The following is a 14,872-nucleotide window of genomic DNA, read 5'->3' on the forward strand; positions in this document are numbered from 1 at the left end:
GCTAGCGCAACAGCAGCTGCAAGCCGCCCACGATCGTCGCGGCGATCACGAGTTGTTCGAAGAGGCGCTGGTTGATTCGGTTCACAGCCCATTTGCCGAACAACGCACCGGGCACGACGAACGCCGCGAGTGCGGCGTCAAGGAACAGCGAGCGGCCGTCGATCAGGCCGAGGCCGGCGCTGAAGGGCACCTTCGACACGTTCACGATCAGGAAGAAGAACGCCGAGGTGCCCAGGAAGCCGAGCTTCCGGAAACCCGCCGACAGCAGGTACATCGACATCACCGGGCCGCCCGCGTTGGCGACCATCGTGGTGAAACCACCGAGCACGCCGTACGAGCGCGCCTTGGCCCTGCCGGACCTCGTGGCCACCGAGTCCGGTTCCTCGTCGGCCTCCGCCGTGCGCCGCCGCCACACCGCCACGGCCGCCATCAGCAGCAGGATCGCGCCGATCGACGTCCGTACGATCCCGTCGTCGGCCCACATCAGGAACACGGTCCCGACGACCACTCCTGCCGCGACCGCGGGGAACAGCCGCCACAGCGTGGGCCAGTGGGCGTGCCGCCGGTACGTGAGGACGGCGAGGACGTCGCCCACGATCAGGATGGGCAGGAGTACGCCGGTGGAGGCGCGGGCGGGCAGTACCGCCGCGAAGATGGCGAGGCTCACCGTGTTGGCCCCGCTCACGGCGGTCTTGGAGAAGCCGACGAGGAGGGCGGCGAAGGCGAGGGCGGCGAACTCCCAGCCGGTTATGTGCCAGAGCGTCATCGTGTTCATGCGGGAACCGATGCTATGTGCAGCCAACGGGGCGTGTAAGTACCGTCTCGCTGGTTGGCCCCGGGGTTGGTGCGGCCGCCGCTGGGGGGCTGCCGCCCCCAGACCCCCGCTTCGGCCCTCAAGGGGCCTCGTCCTCGAACGCCGGACGGGCTGAAGTGCACGGGCCGGCGTCCGGAGGTGCCGCCCAGCGGGCCTCGCGAAATCCCCTGCGGTTCCGCCAGGTCCCTTCAGGGGCGCGGGGCTGTGACATCAGCGGCTCCGCCGCGGGGCGCGACCAGCCACAACGATGCCGCAGACAAAAGTCAGCACATATGGCAGGCGGCTCAATGCCGTTCCACCAGCACCGCACTCCCCTGTCCCACCCCCACGCACATCGTCGCCAGCCCTCGCTCCGCCCCCGTCCGCCGCATCCGATGCAGCAGCGTCGTGAGGATCCGGGCTCCCGAGCACCCCAGCGGATGCCCCAGGGCGATCGCGCCGCCGCTCGGGTTGACCAGGTCGGGGTCGATGCCGAGTTGGTCGACGCAGGCGAGGGCCTGGGCCGCGAAAGCCTCGTTGAACTCGGCCTCCTGGATGTCGGCGATCGTCCAGTCGGCGCGGGTGAGGGCCTTGCGGGTGGCGGGGACCGGGCCGATGCCCATCACGTCGGGGTGGACGCCCGCCGAGGCGCCGGCGACGTAGCGGCCCAGGGATTCCAGGCCCAGGTCGTTGAGGGCTTCCTCGCTGACCAGGAGGAGGCCGGAGGCGCCGTCGTTCATCGGGGAGGCGTTGCCCGCGGTGACCGTGCCTCCGGCGCGGAAGACCGGCTTGAGGCGGGAGAGTTTCTCGTAGGACGTGTCCTGGCGGATGCATTCGTCGGCGTCGACGAGCACGCCGTCGGGGCGTTCCACCGGCAGGAGTTCGTCGTCGAAGTGTCCGTTCTTGCGGGCGTCCGCGGCCCGTTGGTGGCTGCGCAGGGCGAACTCGTCCTGGCGTTCGCGGGTGATGCCGTAGCGGTCGGCGACCTCCTCCGCGGTCTCGCCCATGGAGAGGAGGCCGTGGAGGTCCTTCATCGCCGGGTTGACCAGGCGCCAGCCGAGGCGGGTGTCGACGGTCTCGATGCGGTGCGGGAGGGCCTGGTCGGGGCGGGGCAGGACGAAGGGAGCGCGGCTCATCGACTCGGAGCCGCCCGCGAGCATGATGTCGGCCTCTCCGGCGGCGATGGTGCGGGCGGCCGTCGTCACCGCCTCCAGGCCGGAGGCGCACAGACGGTTGACCGTGGCGCCGGGGACGGATTCCGGGAGGCCGGCGAGCAGGGCGGCCATGCGGGCGATGTTGCGGTTGTCCTCGCCCGCCTGGTTGGCGGCGCCCCAGTAGACGTCGTCGATGCGCGCCGGGTCGAGGGCGGGGACGTCCGCGACGAGGGAGCGGATCACGTGTGCCGCGAGGTCGTCGGGGCGCACGGAGGACAGGGCCCCGCGCAGCTTTCCGATGGGGGTGCGGCGGGCGGCCGCGAAGTGGACGGGACGCACGACAGGACTCCTGACCGACGGAACACTTAATTAGCGCTGCTAGTTTTGGAGTGTAGACCGCTGCCGCACCCACTGGGAAGATCCCCCAAAGGCAGCACCTTCACCGATGCAGTTGGAGGAGACATGGGCGACACCCGCGAGCACGTCCTCACCGGGAGCCACGGCCCGATCACCGTACGCGAGCGGCCTCGGGAGCGGCCCCGGTATCTGGCGCTGGTCGTGCACGGCTACGGGGAGCACGCCGGGCGGTACGAGGAACCGGCCGGGGTGCTGGTCGAGCACGGGGCGGCGGTCTTCGCGCCGGATCACATGGGGCACGGCAGGTCGGCGGGAGAGCGGGTGCTGGTCGAGGACTTCGAGGAGGTGGTCGGTGACGTCCATCTCGTGGCGGAGCTGGCACGGTCCGTCCACCCGGGCGTGCCGGTCGCGCTGATCGGGCACTCCATGGGCGGGCTGATCTCGGCCCGCTACGCCCAGCGGTACGGCGACGAACTCGCCGCGCTCGTGCTGTCGGGGCCCGTGATCGGCGCATGGGAGCTGCCGGGGATGCTGCTCTCGCTCGACGAGATCCCCGACACGCCCATCAGCCCGGCCGCGCTCTCCCGGGACCCGGCGGTCGGGGCGGCGTACATGGCTGATCCGCTGGTCTGGCACGGCCCGATGAAGCGGCCGACCGTGGAGGCGTTCGCCCGGACGCTGGAGACGGTCGCCAAGGGCGGTGACGTCGGCCGGCTCCCGCTGCTGTGGCTGCACGGCGACGACGACCGGCTGGTCCCGCTCGCCGGGAGCCGCGTCGGCGTCGAACAGCTCAGCGGAGGCAACCTCACCGAGCGGATCTATCCCGGCGCCCGGCACGAGGTGTTCAACGAGACGAACAGCGCCGAGGTCTTCGCGGATCTGATCCGCTTCCTGGACGGCGTGCTCACGGGCTGAGCGGCCGGCCGGGGGCCCTCGTGCCGCGTTTGCACCACTTGGCCCTGGGCACCCGGGCCCGCGTGGAGTGATCGCAAACCGTTGGAAGGAGACGCGCCCCATGACTGCGGTGAAGAGCACGCTTCCGGAACCGGCCCGCAAGGTCGCCGGTGACGCGCTGCAGAGCACCCTCGTGGATCTTCTCGGGCTCTCACTGATCGCGAAGCAGATGCACTGGAACATCGTGGGCCCGCGGTTCCGCTCGATCCACCTCCAGCTCGACGAGGTGGTGGCCACGGCCCGTACGTACGCCGACACGGTGGCGGAGCGCTCCTCCGCGCTCGGCCTGCCGCCCGACGGCCGGCCCGAGACGATCGCCGCGGCCTGCACGCTGCCGGGCCCGAAGGACGGCTGGGTGCGGGACACGGACGTCGTCCAGCTGATCGTCGACGTGCTGGAGGCTGCGATCGGACGGCTGCGCGAGCGTATCGCCGCGACCGCGGAGCCGGATCCCGTCACCCAGGACCTGCTGATCTCCCTCACCGCCGAGCTCGAGAAGCAGCGGTGGATGTTCGACGCGGAGAACTGGCCCCGCAACGACTGACGCGCCGACGGCCGGACCATGCACGTACGGAAGAACAGGTAGGGAAGGGGCACTCGATGGCCGACGCCCTCGAACTCGACGCGCTGTGGGAGGACTTCCACCGCGTGGTGAACATGACCTCCCAGGAGCTGGCCGCGTGGCTGCGGGTGAGTGACGCCGAGGAGGAGACGGAGCCCCTGCCGGATCAGGCGGGCCCGCTCACCGGGCAGCACGTCCTCGCCATCCTGCAGAAGCGGCGCACGGACCTCACCGACGACGACATCCGTGTGATGTACGAGGTCGTGGACACGGTCTCGGAGCAGGCGGACCTGGAGAGCGAGCCCGAGGCCGAGGAGACCGACCGCCGGCACCGGCTGATGACGATCGGCCATGACCCGCTGAAGCCATGAGCGGCCAGAAGGACGTCGTGCGCGAACTCGTGCGGGCACATGGGCAGACGTTCGCCGAGGAGGCGGGCATCACTCTCAAGGACACCCCGCAGCCGCTGTACCGGCTGCTGGTGCTCGCGCTGCTGCTCAGCGCCAGAATCCGCGGATCGATCGCCATCGACACCGCCCGCGAACTGTACCGGGCGGGGCTGCGCGACCCGCGCCGGACGGCCGAGGCCGGCCGGCAGCGGCGGGTGGACGCGCTGGGCCGCGGCGGCTACCGGCGCTACGACGAGCGCACCGCCACTCAACTCGGTGACGGAGCCCAGCTGTTGATCGAGCGGTGGGGCGGGGATCTGCGTCGGCTGCGGAAGGAGGCGGACGGCGATGTCGGCGAACTGCGCCGTCTGCTCCAGGAGGTCCCGGGGCTGGGTCCGGCCGGCGCCGACATCTTCCTGCGCGAGGCCCAGCGGGTCTGGCCGGAAGCGGCACCCTATGTGGACCGCAAGGCGCTCGACGGAGCGGAGCGGCTGGGCCTGCCGAAGGACCCGGACCAGCTGGTGAAGCTCGCCGGGAACACCGAACCAGCCCTGCTCGCCGCGGCGTTGGTGCGGGCAGCGCTCGCCAAGGAGGTGGCCGAAGACAGTCTCCGCCGTGCTGCATGATCGTGTAAGACTGCTCGCACGCAGGCCCTTCCGGGCCCGTCGAGCAGAGGAGCGTCACGTGACGGGGACCGAGCCGGCCGCACAGCGGATCGACACGACCAGGCCGCACCCGGCCCGCGTCTACGACTGGTATCTCGGCGGCAAGGACAACTACCCCGTCGACGAGCAGCTGGGCCGGCAGATCGCGTCGATGCAGGGGGATGCGCCGCGGGCCGCCCGCGCCAACCGCCGCTTCATGCAACGCGCCACGCGCAGGCTCGTCGAGCAGTCGGGAATCCGCCAGTTCCTCGACATCGGCACGGGCATCCCCACGGAGCCCAACCTGCACCAGATCGCCCAGCGCGTCGCACCGGACGCGCGCGTCGTCTACGTCGACAACGACCCGATCGTCCTCGCCCACGCGGGCGCCCTGCTGCGCGGCACCCCGGCGGGCGTCACCGAGTATCTGCAGGCCGACGCCCGGGACCCGGCCGCGATCCTCGAACAGGCGGGCCGCATCCTCGACTTCGACCGCCCGATCGCCCTGTCCCTGATCGCCCTGCTGCACTTCATCGCGGACGAGGACGGCGCCTACGACCTGGTGGGCACCCTCGTGGACGCCCTCGCACCCGGCAGTTGTCTGGTCCTGTCGGCGATGACGGCCGACTTCGAGCCGGAGAACGTACGGCGGGGCATCGAGGCCTACGCGGCGGGCGGAGTGACCCTGGTGGCTCGCACAAAGTCCGAGATGGGCGGCTTCTTCAAGGGACTCGACCTGATCGAGCCGGGGATCGTGTCCGTGGTGGACTGGCATCCCGAGCTGGGTGTGGACGAGACACCGGACGGTGAGGGACCCGTCTCGCTGTACGGGGGTGTCGGCGCCAAGGGCTGACTCAGGGCCGTCGGTCACCGCGGAGGAAGTCCGCCAGCGCGCTCAGGTCCCGCTGCCCCAGTCCCTGTTCCACGGCTTCGCCCACCAACCGTCTGTTGGCGGCCGCCTGTTGCATGGGTGCCCCCACCCGCTCGGCGAGAGCGAGGGCCAGGTCGAGGTCCTTGGCGACGAGTTCGAGAGTGAAGGCGACCGTGGCGCTCTCCGGGTGCAGATACGCCTCCTTCTTGTACTGCACGAACGGCGCCCCCGCGGCACCGGCCGCGAACACCTCGTACGCCGACTCCCGGGACACCCCGGCGCGTTCGGCGAGGACGAGGGCCTCGGAGAGGGCCTGGTTGAGGCCGAGGAGCAAGGAGTTGACGGCCAGCTTCATCGCCGCGCCGGTGCCGGCGGAGCCGACATGGACGACATGGGCGGCCAGGACGTCCAGCACGGGGCGAGCCCGTTCCAGGGCCGATGCCTCCCCTCCCGCCATCACGGTGAGCCTGCCCTGCTCGACGAAGACGACGCTGCCGGAGACCGGGGCGTCCAGCAGTGCCGCGCCCGCCTTCTCGACCCGGGGCGCCAGGGCGGTCACCGTCTCGGGGGCGATGGTGCTGGTCTCCACGACCACCGCGCCGGCCCGCAGACCGGCGGCGACGCCGTCCTCCCCGCCGTACGCCTGCCGGGCGGCCTTGTCGTCGGCGAGGGAGACGAGGACGACGTCCGCCGCCGCGGCTGCCTCGCGGGGCGTGGCGGCGACGGCGGCCCCGGTCGCCTCGGCCTTGGCTCGGGTGCGGTTGTACGCCGTCACCGCGAAGCCGGCCTCGCGCAGCCGTACCGCCATGGCCGCGCCCATCCGGCCGGTGCCGATCACCGCGACGCGCAGTCGCCCGTCGCTCGTCCCGGTGTGGCTCATCCCAGCAGCCATCCGCCGTCCACGTTCAGCTCCATCGCGTTGACGGACCTGTTGCGCAGCAGGAAGTCCACGGCGTCCACGACGTCCGTCGTGGTGGCGAGGCGTCCGGTCGGGGTTCTGGCGATCAGGGCGGCCAGCACCTCCTCCGGTTTGGACCGCCAGTAGGGGCTGTCGCCCACGACTCCGGGGTGGACGGCGTTGACGCGGACCGGCGCGAGTTCGACCGCGAGGGTGTTGACCAGGCCCCGTACGCCCGCGTTCACCGTGGCCACCGTGGTCGCGCCGGGGTAGGGGCGCTCCTTGGCCTGGCCGCCGAAGACGACGATCGCGCTGTCGTCGGTCATGCGCGGCCGCAGCACGTGCACGACCTCGGTGTAGCCGACCAGCTTGAGCGTCACCAGGCGCAGGGCGGCGGCGATGTCGTAGTCGGTCACCCGGTTCTCGTCGCGGGAGACGCCCGCGAGGACCAGGTGGTCGACGCGGCCGACGTCCGCCAGCGCGGCTGCGATCTCGCGCGGCCGGGACAGGTCGAGGGCGAGTCCGCGGGCGCCGACCTCCTTGGCGACGGTGTCGGCGCGGTCCGGGTCCCGGCCGGTGAGGACGACCTCGTCGCCGCGCTCGGCCCGGACCCGGGCGAACTCGCGGCCGGTGCCCGACGTCCCACCGACGACAACCACGCTGCTCATGACTCCAGGGCCTCCCTCAGGTACTCCCAGTCCCGCGTGAACCGGTACGAGTGGCGCGGCGGCGGCTGCGGTGCCTGGGTCTCCAGCCAACGCAGCGGCCCCGTACCGGCGTTGGCGAAGCCGTGCACGCAACCGGCGCCCGCCCAGGCGCAGTCGCCGGGTCCGAGCCGGTACCGCTCGCCGTCGAACGTCGCGTCCGCCTCGCCTTCGAGGAAGTAGTACGTCTCCTCGAAGGGGTGGTCGTGCGTGCCGGCGACGCCGTCCGGCGCGTACTGGACCATGAACATCGTCGAGGCGACCGCGCCGAGGTCGCTGTCGACCATCATCTTGACCGTGATGCCGCTGTAGACGAGCAGCGCGGTGCGCATGCTCGCCGAGACGGCGAGGAGCTCCTGGGACTGCTTGCCGGGGTCCATCTGGGCGGGCTCGAAGTGGCCGAAGCAGCGGGTGCGCGGGTCGCGGACGTCGATGCGGGCGGGGTTGTGCTCGGGCAGGTCGCGCACGGCCTGGGTGTCGTGTCCGTATCGCGCCCGGGGCACCGGCGCCAGCATGTCCGCCCAGCGTGCGGGGGTGTCCCCGGTGCCGCGCCAGGCGTGTGGGACGCCGGTCGGAAGGATGCCGTAGTCGCCCTCCTCCAGGAGGTACGAGCCGTCGGGCACGTCAAGGATCACGGCCCCGTCGAGGATGTGGAAGCTCTCCTCGTAGGAGTGCACATGCGCCGACACGCCGCCGCCCGGCCGCAGTTCGCAGAGGCCGAAGCCGGTGTGCACGCTGCCGTCGTCCTCGCCGACCAGCGTGCGGCGCCGGTGGCCGTGTGCGTCGTACGGCGGCTCGGCCGTGTCGGCGGCCCGCCGCACCAGATGCCGGGTCATGCGGTCGGCTTCACCTCCTTGACCTTGGCTTCCCGCGCCTTCGCTTCCTTGGCCGCGAGGAGCCGGTCGCGGGACTCCTCGACGAGTTGCCGGGCCCGTGCGACATCGGCCGTCAGCCTGCCGTCGCGCTTGCGGATCACTCCGTCGACGAGGACCGTCTCGACGTTGGAGACGTCCGCGCACAGCGTGACCGCGGAGGCCGCGTCGTGTACCGGCGCGATGTTCAGGGCGGTGGCGTCGAGGGCGACCACGTCGGCACGCTTGCCGGGGGTCAGGGAACCCGTGCGGTGCTCCAGTCCCGCGACATGCGCGCCGTTGCTCGTCGCGATCTCCAGCATCTGACGTGCCGTCAACATGGTCCGCGGAACAGGCATGTTGGCCTGCCAGCAGTCCGCGTTGAGCCGGCCGCGCTCGGCGCCGAAGGCCGCGCGGATCTGGGTGAACATGTCGCCGGGCACGGTGGTGACGACGTCGATGCTCAGGGACGGCCTCAGGCCGTGCTCGATCGCCGCCATCACGGGCGGCCAGCCGTGCCCCATCTGGGTCTCCACCTGGGGTGCGACCGAGACCGTACCGCCGCTGTCGGCGACCATCTGCCACTCGTCCTCGTGCAGATAGCAGCAGTGGATGTAGGTGGTGTCCGGACCGAGGAGGCCGAGGTCGTTGAGCTGCTTGACCATGCCGAAGCGGCCGGCGAGCCGGCCCATCGCCACGTGCACGGTGATCGGGATGTCCAGTTCCCGGGCGAGGGCCCATTCGGAGGTGACGACGTCGCTGACGCAGAAGCCGGGGCCCCGGGTGGCGAGCGCCATGGTCAGCAGGCCGTCGTCGGAGGAGAAGTACTTGGCGCGGATACGGCGTACGTCGTCGCCCGGAATCGCGATCTTGCTCTCGAACCAGTAGTCGGCGAGGGAGGTGTTGGCGCTGCCGTACGCGTACTGGGCGCGGATGCCGGTCTCCGCGAGCGCCTGGATCGCGGCGTCCGGGTGCTCGGGCGTGTTGTTGATGTGGGACCAGTCGACGAGGGTGGTGATGCCGGCGTTGAGGCACTCCAGGGCGCCTGCGAGGTTGGCCGCGTACACGTCCTCGGGGGTGTACAGCGGGGCGAAGGTGTCGAGGATGTCGACGAAGTAGTCGTCGAGGGTGGCGTCGGGGGCGACTCCGCGGATCGAGGCCTCCCAGGTGTGGCGGTGGGTGTCGACGAAGCCCGGGATCACGATGCGGCCGCTCATGTCGAGGACCTCGGCGTCGGCGCTGATCTCCGGCTGTACCGCCGCGATCCTGCCGTCCTCGATGAGGACGTCACCCTTCGGCAGATCCCCGACGGCAGGGTCCATCGAGAGCACATGCCCCGCGCGAAGCAGTATCCGATCGGTCATCGCGCTTCCTCCTCAGGGGTGTTCAGTACGCGGCGAGACTCCGCACGGCCGCCACGACCTTGTCCACGGTGGGAATGACTTGCTCCTCCAGCGCGTCGGCGAACGGCAGCGGCACGCACTCCCCCGCCACCCTGCGCACCGGCGCGTCCAGCAGCCCGAAGCCCTCGTCGGCGACGACCGAGACGAGGGTGGCGCCCCAGCCGCCCTGGTAGGGGTTCTCCTCGACGGTCACCAGCCGCGAGGTCCTCGCGAGGGAGGCGAGGACGGTGGCGACGTCGAGCGGGACGAGGCAGCGCAGGTCGACGACCTCCACGTCGATGCCCTCTTCCGACAGTTGCGAGGCGGCCCGCAGCGCCACCGGGACCATGGAGGCGAGCCCGACCAGCGTCACGTCGACACCCTCACGCACGACCGCGGCGCGGCCCAGCTCGACCACGTGACCCGGCGGCGCGGGGGCGCCCTTGCTCGCCAGCAGCCCCTTGTGCTCGAAGAAGACCACCGGGTCGTCGCTGCGGATCGCCGCCGCCATCATGCCGATGACGTCGGCAGGTGTGGCGGGGACCGCGATCTTCAGCCCTGGGACCGTCAGTGCCCAGTTCTCGGTGGCCTGTGAGTGCTGGGCGCCGAAGCCCAGGCCGCCGCCGTTGGCGGTGCGCACCACGAGCGGCACGGTGACCTGACCGCCCGTCATGTACCGCACCTTCGGTATCTCGTTGGCAAGGTAGTCCCAGCAGCAGGCCAGAAAGTCGGAGAACATGATCTCGGCGACCGGCCGCATGCCGGTCATGGCGGCGCCCATCGCGGCGCCCACGATGGCCTGTTCGGAGATCGGCGTGTCCCACACCCGCTGGGGGCCGAACTCCTTGAGCAGCCCGACGGTCGTCTTGAACACCCCGCCGGCCTCGCCGATGTCCTCACCGAGGCAGACGACGGCCGGGTCGCGGCGCATCTCCCGCGCGATGCCCTCGGCGACCGCCTCGCGGTAGGTGATGACGTCACGGTCCGTGCTCACGTCCGCCATGCCGCACCTCCGTCCGCCCATACGTCGGTCAGGGCGTCGCCCGGATCGGGCGGCGGCGCGTTCTTGGCCGCCTCGACCGCCTGCTGTACGAGGTCACGGGCGCGCTCGTCGGCCGCGGTGACCGTCGCCTCGTCCACCCCCAGCTCGACCAGGCGTCCGCGGGCGAGGTCCAAGGGGTCGTGCTTGAGCCAGCGTTCGACCTCCTCGGCCGGGCGGTAGGTGGCCGGATCGGCGCGGCTGTGCCCGAAGTGGCGGTAGGTCTCGGCCTCCAGCAGGGCGGGCCCGTCTCCTGCCCGGGCCCGCCGCGCGAGGCGGGACACCGCCTCCTTCACGGCGACGACGTCGTTGCCGTCGACGACCTCGCCGGGGATGCCGTACGCGGGCGCCCGGTCGGCCGCCGGGCGGGCGACTGCCGTGACGTCGGCGATCGGCGTGTACTCCATGTACAGGTTGTTCTCGCAGACGAACAGCACCGGCAGCTTCCATACGGCGGCCAGGTTGAGCGCCTCGTGGAAGGCGCCGATGTTGGTGGCGCCGTCGCCGAAGAAGGCGACGGCCAGCCGTTGCGTCCCGCGCAGCCGGGCCGACCAGGCCGCGCCGACCGCCATCGGCAGGTGGGCGCCGACGATGGCGTACGAGCCGAGCATGAACGCGTCCGCCTTGGTGAGGTGCATGGAGCCGCCCTTGCCCCCGCACAACCCCGTGGCCCTCTGCATGAGTTCGGCGAGGCACTCCTCGGGGGTGGCGCCGCGGGCCATCGCATGATGGTGGCCGCGGTAGGTGGCGAAGACGTAGTCGTCGGGGCGCAGGGCGGCGCTCGCCCCGACGGCGATCGCCTCGTGCCCGGCGGCGAGGTGGGTGGTGCCTTTGACCAGGCCGGACAGGAACAGGTCGTGGGCGGCCTTCTCCGTACGGCGGATGACGGCCATCTGCTCGTACAGGGCGAGGAGTTCGTCGCGGTCTTCCATCAAGTTCCCCCGTTGGCAGGGGTGTTGAGGTGGGACTGGGCCTCGCGGCGGGTGTTGAGCTCGCCGCCGACCGTCCAGTACTTGCGGCCCGCGACCAGTAGCTCCTCGGCGGGGAACTTGGTGATGACCTCGCAGCCGTCGGCGGTGACGACCAGCTCCTCCTCGATCCGGGCCGCGGACCAGCCGTCGGCGGCCGGCCAGTAGGTCTCCAGGGCGAACACCATGCCCTCTTCGAGGACTTCGGGGTGGGCGAGGGAGACCAGGCGGCTGAAGATGGGCTTCTCCCAGATGGACAGGCCGACCCCGTGGCCGTACTGGAGGGCGAAGGCGGCGGTCTCGTCGGCGAAGCCGAACTCCTCGGCGCGTGGCCACACTTGGACGATGTCGGCGGTGGTGGCGCCGGGCCGGACGAGGGCGATGGCCTCGTCCATGTACTCGCGGCAGCGGACGTAGGCGTCGCGCTGGGCCCCGGAGGCGCTGCCGACGGCGAAGGTGCGGTAGTAGCAGGTGCGGTAGCCGAGGTGGCTGTGCAGGATGTCGAAGAAGGCGGGGTCGCCGGGGCGGATCAGGCGGTCGCTGTAGACGTGCGGGTGGGGTGAACAGCGTTCGCCGGAGATGGCGTTGACGCCTTCGACGTACTCGCTGCCGAGGTCGTAGAGGACCTTGCTGACCAGGCCCACGCACTCGTTCTCGCGGACACCCGGGCGCAGGTAGCCGTAGAGCTCCTCGTAGGCCGCGTCGACCATCGCGCAGGCCTGGGCGAGCAGGGAGATCTCGTCGCGGGTCTTGGTGCGGCGGGCCTCCAGGAAGACCTGCTGGCCGTCGACGACGTCGATGCCCTCGGCGCGCAGGGCGGCGAGGACGGGCATCTCGGCGACGTCGATGCCGAGGGGTTCGCCCGCGAGGCCGTGTTCGCGCAGCTCGCCGGCTATCTTGCGGGCGACGTCCTCGGCGATGCCCGCCTGCGGGTGGAAGGCGCCGCGCAGGGTGGAGATGCCGGCGCGGGCGCCGGTGGGCGGGCCGCCCTTGCCGTCGCTGTAGTCCAGCCACGGGTTGTGGAGCTGGTGGTGGCGGGCCGCGGAGCCGAAGTCCCAGACGACCGGTTCGCCGCCGCGCACCAGCAGGGCGAAGCGGATCAGCTTGTCCATCGCCCAGGTGCCGATGTGTGTGGCGGTCATGTAGCGGATGTTGGCGAAGTCGAAGCTGAGCACCGCGCCCAGCGAGGAGCGGTCCAAGGTCTCGTTGAGCCGGGCCAGGCGCTGTCTGCGCAGCCGGTCCAGGTCGACGCGCTCTTCCCAGTCGACGGCGTTGGGTCCATATGTGCGGATCGCCATGGCGACCACCCCCACTCCGGAGTGAACGACCGTGCCGGGCAGGTGTCAAGTCCTACTGAACACTCTGGCTGAACACGAACCAGACCCCGACGGCCGGCTCAGTTCCATCATTCCGGTAGCGGTGCGGGGTCGTCGACTCGAAGCAGACGGCGTCGCCGGGGCGGAGGGTGTGCTCGTCGAAGCCGAGGGTGAGGACGAGCTCGCCGGAGGTCAGACAGCCGTACTCGGTGCCCGTGTGCCGCATCAGGCCGCCGGAGCTGGAGGAGGAGCCGCCGGGCCGGTAGGTCACCAGCAGGAAGTCGACGGGCGTGCCCGGCACACGCCCGAGCCGCTCCCACACGACCCCCGAGTCCAGCTCCAGCAGCTCCCGCTCACCCGGTGTGACCAGCGGTCCGATGCGTCGGCCGGGATCGGCGGCGAAGGCGGCGAGGGCGTGCAGCACCGTGGCGGGGGCGGCGGTCGCGGCCACGACCGGCGATGCGGCGGCCTCCTCCTCGTAGGCGTCGAAGAGCGACTCCACGGAGATCGACAGTGCGGTGGTGATGGCGTACAGCGTGCTCACCGAGGGCTGGCTCTTGCCGGTCTCGATCTGGGAGACCAGGCTCGCGGAGACGCCGATCTCGCGGGCGAGGGCGCGCAGGCTCACGCCTTTGGCGAGGCGTGCCCGCCGGATGCGTGCGCCGACGGCAGGCACGGCGGCAGAAGACACGGCGGCTCCCCTCTCGGGCGGACATGTTCAGCACCATTGAACAGCTGGGGTCGGCCGCGACGCCAGCGCCTCGGACGAGGGCTGCCCAGGTACGTCAGCGCACGCCCGGCGGGAAGACCGCCCGTACCTCCCACCCGGCTCCGGCGCGCGGGCCCGCGTGCAGGTCGCCGCCGAGTGCGGTCACCCGCTCCTTCAGACCGATCAGGCCGAAGCCGCCGCCGTGGGCCGCGGCGGGGAGCTGGGTGCCGCCGTGGCCGTCGTCCGTCACCGAGACGCGGAGGTGGCCTGCGTCGTAGCGCACCTGGACGGTGATCTCGTCGGCGTCGGCCGCGTGGCGCCGCACGTTGGTCAGTGCTTCCTGGACGACCCGGAAGGCCGCCGCCTGCACCTCGTGCGGGAGGTCGTAGGGGACGGCGGGGTCGTGGTGCAGGGTGGCCTTCTGGACGGGGCTCGCGAAGCCCTCCGTCAGGCCGGCGATGCCCGCCAGGTCGCCCACCGGACGGCGGTCGGCCTCCTCGCCGGTGTCGCGCAGCACACCGACCGTGCGGCGCATGGAGGCGAGCGCCTCGGTCGCGGCGCGTTCGATGCCTTCGAGGACGGGGTCGAGGTCATCGGGCCGGCTGGTCGCCATCATGCGGGCCACCTGGGTCTGCACCAGGATGCCGGTGACGTGGTGGGCGACGAAGTCGTGCAGGTCGGCGGCGATCGCCACGCGCTCTTCGCGGCGCGTGTCGGCGACGGCGACGGTACGGCGGTAGTCGAGGGAGCGAAGGTAGGCGGCGAGCCCCGCGACCAGACCGGCGAGGGCCAGGCCCACCACCATGAAGGCGAGCGTTTCGCCGCCGTCCGCACCGCCCAGGGAGTGGGAGTGGCGGACCGGAGTGGCCAGCAGGGCGACCAGGTCGAGCAGGCCGCACGCCACGGCCGAGCGCGGTGGGCAGTCCCGTGCGGCGATGAACAGCAGGCACAGCAGGATCGCCGTCTCGCCCGGGCCGAACAGGTCCGCCCGGCCGGACACCAGGGCGCCCACGGTGTAGAGCGCGGACAGCAGCGCGGGCACGGCGGTGCGCAGTTGCGGGGTGAACCAGGTGGGGCGGAGCCGGGGCGGCCACAGGACGGCGGTCAGTCCGACCAGGAGCAGCACGGCCGTCGGCCACAGGCTCTGGCCGACGGCGCCCGCGTTCGCGAGGTCGGCGAGCGACGCCGCGATCAGGAAGCCGACGCCGAATCCCTGGGCACAGCCCCGGCCGGAGATGGGGGTCATGCGGCTCACCGTAGGCGGGGCCCGGCGGCGCCCGG

Annotated in this window: 16 protein-coding genes; 5 read left to right on the forward strand and 11 right to left on the reverse strand. The window is 71.7% G+C overall.

Annotated features, from left to right (window positions below):
- Window position 1: 1 nt before the first annotated feature.
- Window positions 2-775, reverse strand: coding sequence for a sulfite exporter TauE/SafE family protein (locus LJ657_RS39715; RefSeq protein WP_232654545.1), 774 nt, complete (start codon window positions 773-775; stop codon window positions 2-4).
- Between the two features lie 323 nt (window positions 776-1,098).
- Window positions 1,099-2,286 (reverse strand): thiolase family protein, encoded by a 1,188-nt coding sequence (locus LJ657_RS39720; protein ID WP_232654546.1) that lies wholly within the window; start codon window positions 2,284-2,286, stop codon window positions 1,099-1,101.
- A gap of 123 nt (window positions 2,287-2,409) precedes the next feature.
- On the opposite strand from LJ657_RS39720, the gene LJ657_RS39725 reads away from it, so the two are divergent.
- The 5 genes from LJ657_RS39725 to LJ657_RS39745 all read left to right on the forward strand — a co-directional run bounded on the left by LJ657_RS39725 (window position 2,410) and on the right by LJ657_RS39745 (window position 5,706).
- A complete protein-coding gene (locus tag LJ657_RS39725) occupies window positions 2,410-3,219 on the forward strand; it encodes an alpha/beta hydrolase (RefSeq protein ID WP_232654547.1) in 810 nt (269 codons plus the stop codon).
- Between the two features lie 100 nt (window positions 3,220-3,319).
- A complete protein-coding gene (locus LJ657_RS39730) occupies window positions 3,320-3,802 on the forward strand; it encodes a Dps family protein (RefSeq protein WP_232654548.1) in 483 nt (160 codons plus the stop codon).
- A gap of 56 nt (window positions 3,803-3,858) precedes the next feature.
- Entirely contained in the window at window positions 3,859-4,191 is a 333-nt protein-coding gene (locus tag LJ657_RS39735) for a DUF3140 domain-containing protein (protein ID WP_232654549.1), read from the forward strand.
- Window positions 4,188-4,835, forward strand: coding sequence for an HhH-GDP family DNA glycosylase (locus tag LJ657_RS39740; protein ID WP_232654550.1), 648 nt, complete (start codon window positions 4,188-4,190; stop codon window positions 4,833-4,835). The genes LJ657_RS39735 and LJ657_RS39740 overlap by 4 nt, the downstream gene beginning before the upstream one ends.
- A 58-nt stretch (window positions 4,836-4,893) precedes the next feature.
- Complete coding sequence (locus tag LJ657_RS39745) at window positions 4,894-5,706, forward strand: SAM-dependent methyltransferase (protein WP_232654551.1); 813 nt, start codon at window positions 4,894-4,896, stop codon at window positions 5,704-5,706.
- A 1-nt stretch (window position 5,707) separates the two neighbouring features.
- On the opposite strand, the gene LJ657_RS39750 is transcribed toward LJ657_RS39745, so the two are convergent.
- The 9 genes from LJ657_RS39750 to LJ657_RS39790 all read right to left on the reverse strand — a co-directional run bounded on the left by LJ657_RS39750 (window position 5,708) and on the right by LJ657_RS39790 (window position 14,837).
- Entirely contained in the window at window positions 5,708-6,604 is an 897-nt protein-coding gene (locus LJ657_RS39750; protein WP_232654552.1) for an NAD(P)-dependent oxidoreductase, read from the reverse strand.
- Window positions 6,601-7,290, reverse strand: coding sequence for an SDR family NAD(P)-dependent oxidoreductase (locus LJ657_RS39755; protein ID WP_232654553.1), 690 nt, complete (start codon window positions 7,288-7,290; stop codon window positions 6,601-6,603). The genes LJ657_RS39750 and LJ657_RS39755 overlap by 4 nt, the downstream gene beginning before the upstream one ends.
- Window positions 7,287-8,162: a cupin domain-containing protein gene (locus tag LJ657_RS39760; RefSeq protein ID WP_232654554.1), complete on the reverse strand. Its 876-nt coding sequence runs from the start codon at window positions 8,160-8,162 to the stop codon at window positions 7,287-7,289. Before LJ657_RS39760 ends, LJ657_RS39755 begins: the two co-directional genes overlap by 4 nt.
- On the reverse strand, window positions 8,159-9,541 hold the full coding sequence (locus LJ657_RS39765) for an amidohydrolase family protein (protein WP_232654555.1): 1,383 nt from the start codon (window positions 9,539-9,541) through the stop codon (window positions 8,159-8,161). Before LJ657_RS39765 ends, LJ657_RS39760 begins: the two co-directional genes overlap by 4 nt.
- Window positions 9,542-9,563: 22 nt before the next feature.
- On the reverse strand, window positions 9,564-10,562 hold the full coding sequence (locus LJ657_RS39770; protein WP_232654556.1) for an alpha-ketoacid dehydrogenase subunit beta: 999 nt from the start codon (window positions 10,560-10,562) through the stop codon (window positions 9,564-9,566).
- Entirely contained in the window at window positions 10,550-11,530 is a 981-nt protein-coding gene (locus LJ657_RS39775; RefSeq protein ID WP_232654557.1) for a thiamine pyrophosphate-dependent dehydrogenase E1 component subunit alpha, read from the reverse strand. Before LJ657_RS39775 ends, LJ657_RS39770 begins: the two co-directional genes overlap by 13 nt.
- Entirely contained in the window at window positions 11,530-12,864 is a 1,335-nt protein-coding gene (locus tag LJ657_RS39780) for a M24 family metallopeptidase (protein WP_232654558.1), read from the reverse strand. The genes LJ657_RS39775 and LJ657_RS39780 overlap by 1 nt, the downstream gene beginning before the upstream one ends.
- 52 nt (window positions 12,865-12,916) lie before the next feature.
- Window positions 12,917-13,573, reverse strand: coding sequence for a helix-turn-helix domain-containing protein (locus tag LJ657_RS39785; protein WP_232654559.1), 657 nt, complete (start codon window positions 13,571-13,573; stop codon window positions 12,917-12,919).
- Between the two features lie 94 nt (window positions 13,574-13,667).
- The gene (locus LJ657_RS39790; RefSeq protein WP_232654560.1) at window positions 13,668-14,837 is read right to left on the reverse strand and encodes a sensor histidine kinase; all 1,170 of its coding nucleotides are present in this window, start codon (window positions 14,835-14,837) and stop codon (window positions 13,668-13,670) included.
- Window positions 14,838-14,872: the final 35 nt, after the last annotated feature.

Source organism: Streptomyces guryensis (genome assembly GCF_021261325.1).
In the GTDB taxonomy this organism is placed as follows: domain Bacteria; phylum Actinomycetota; class Actinomycetes; order Streptomycetales; family Streptomycetaceae; genus Streptomyces; species Streptomyces guryensis.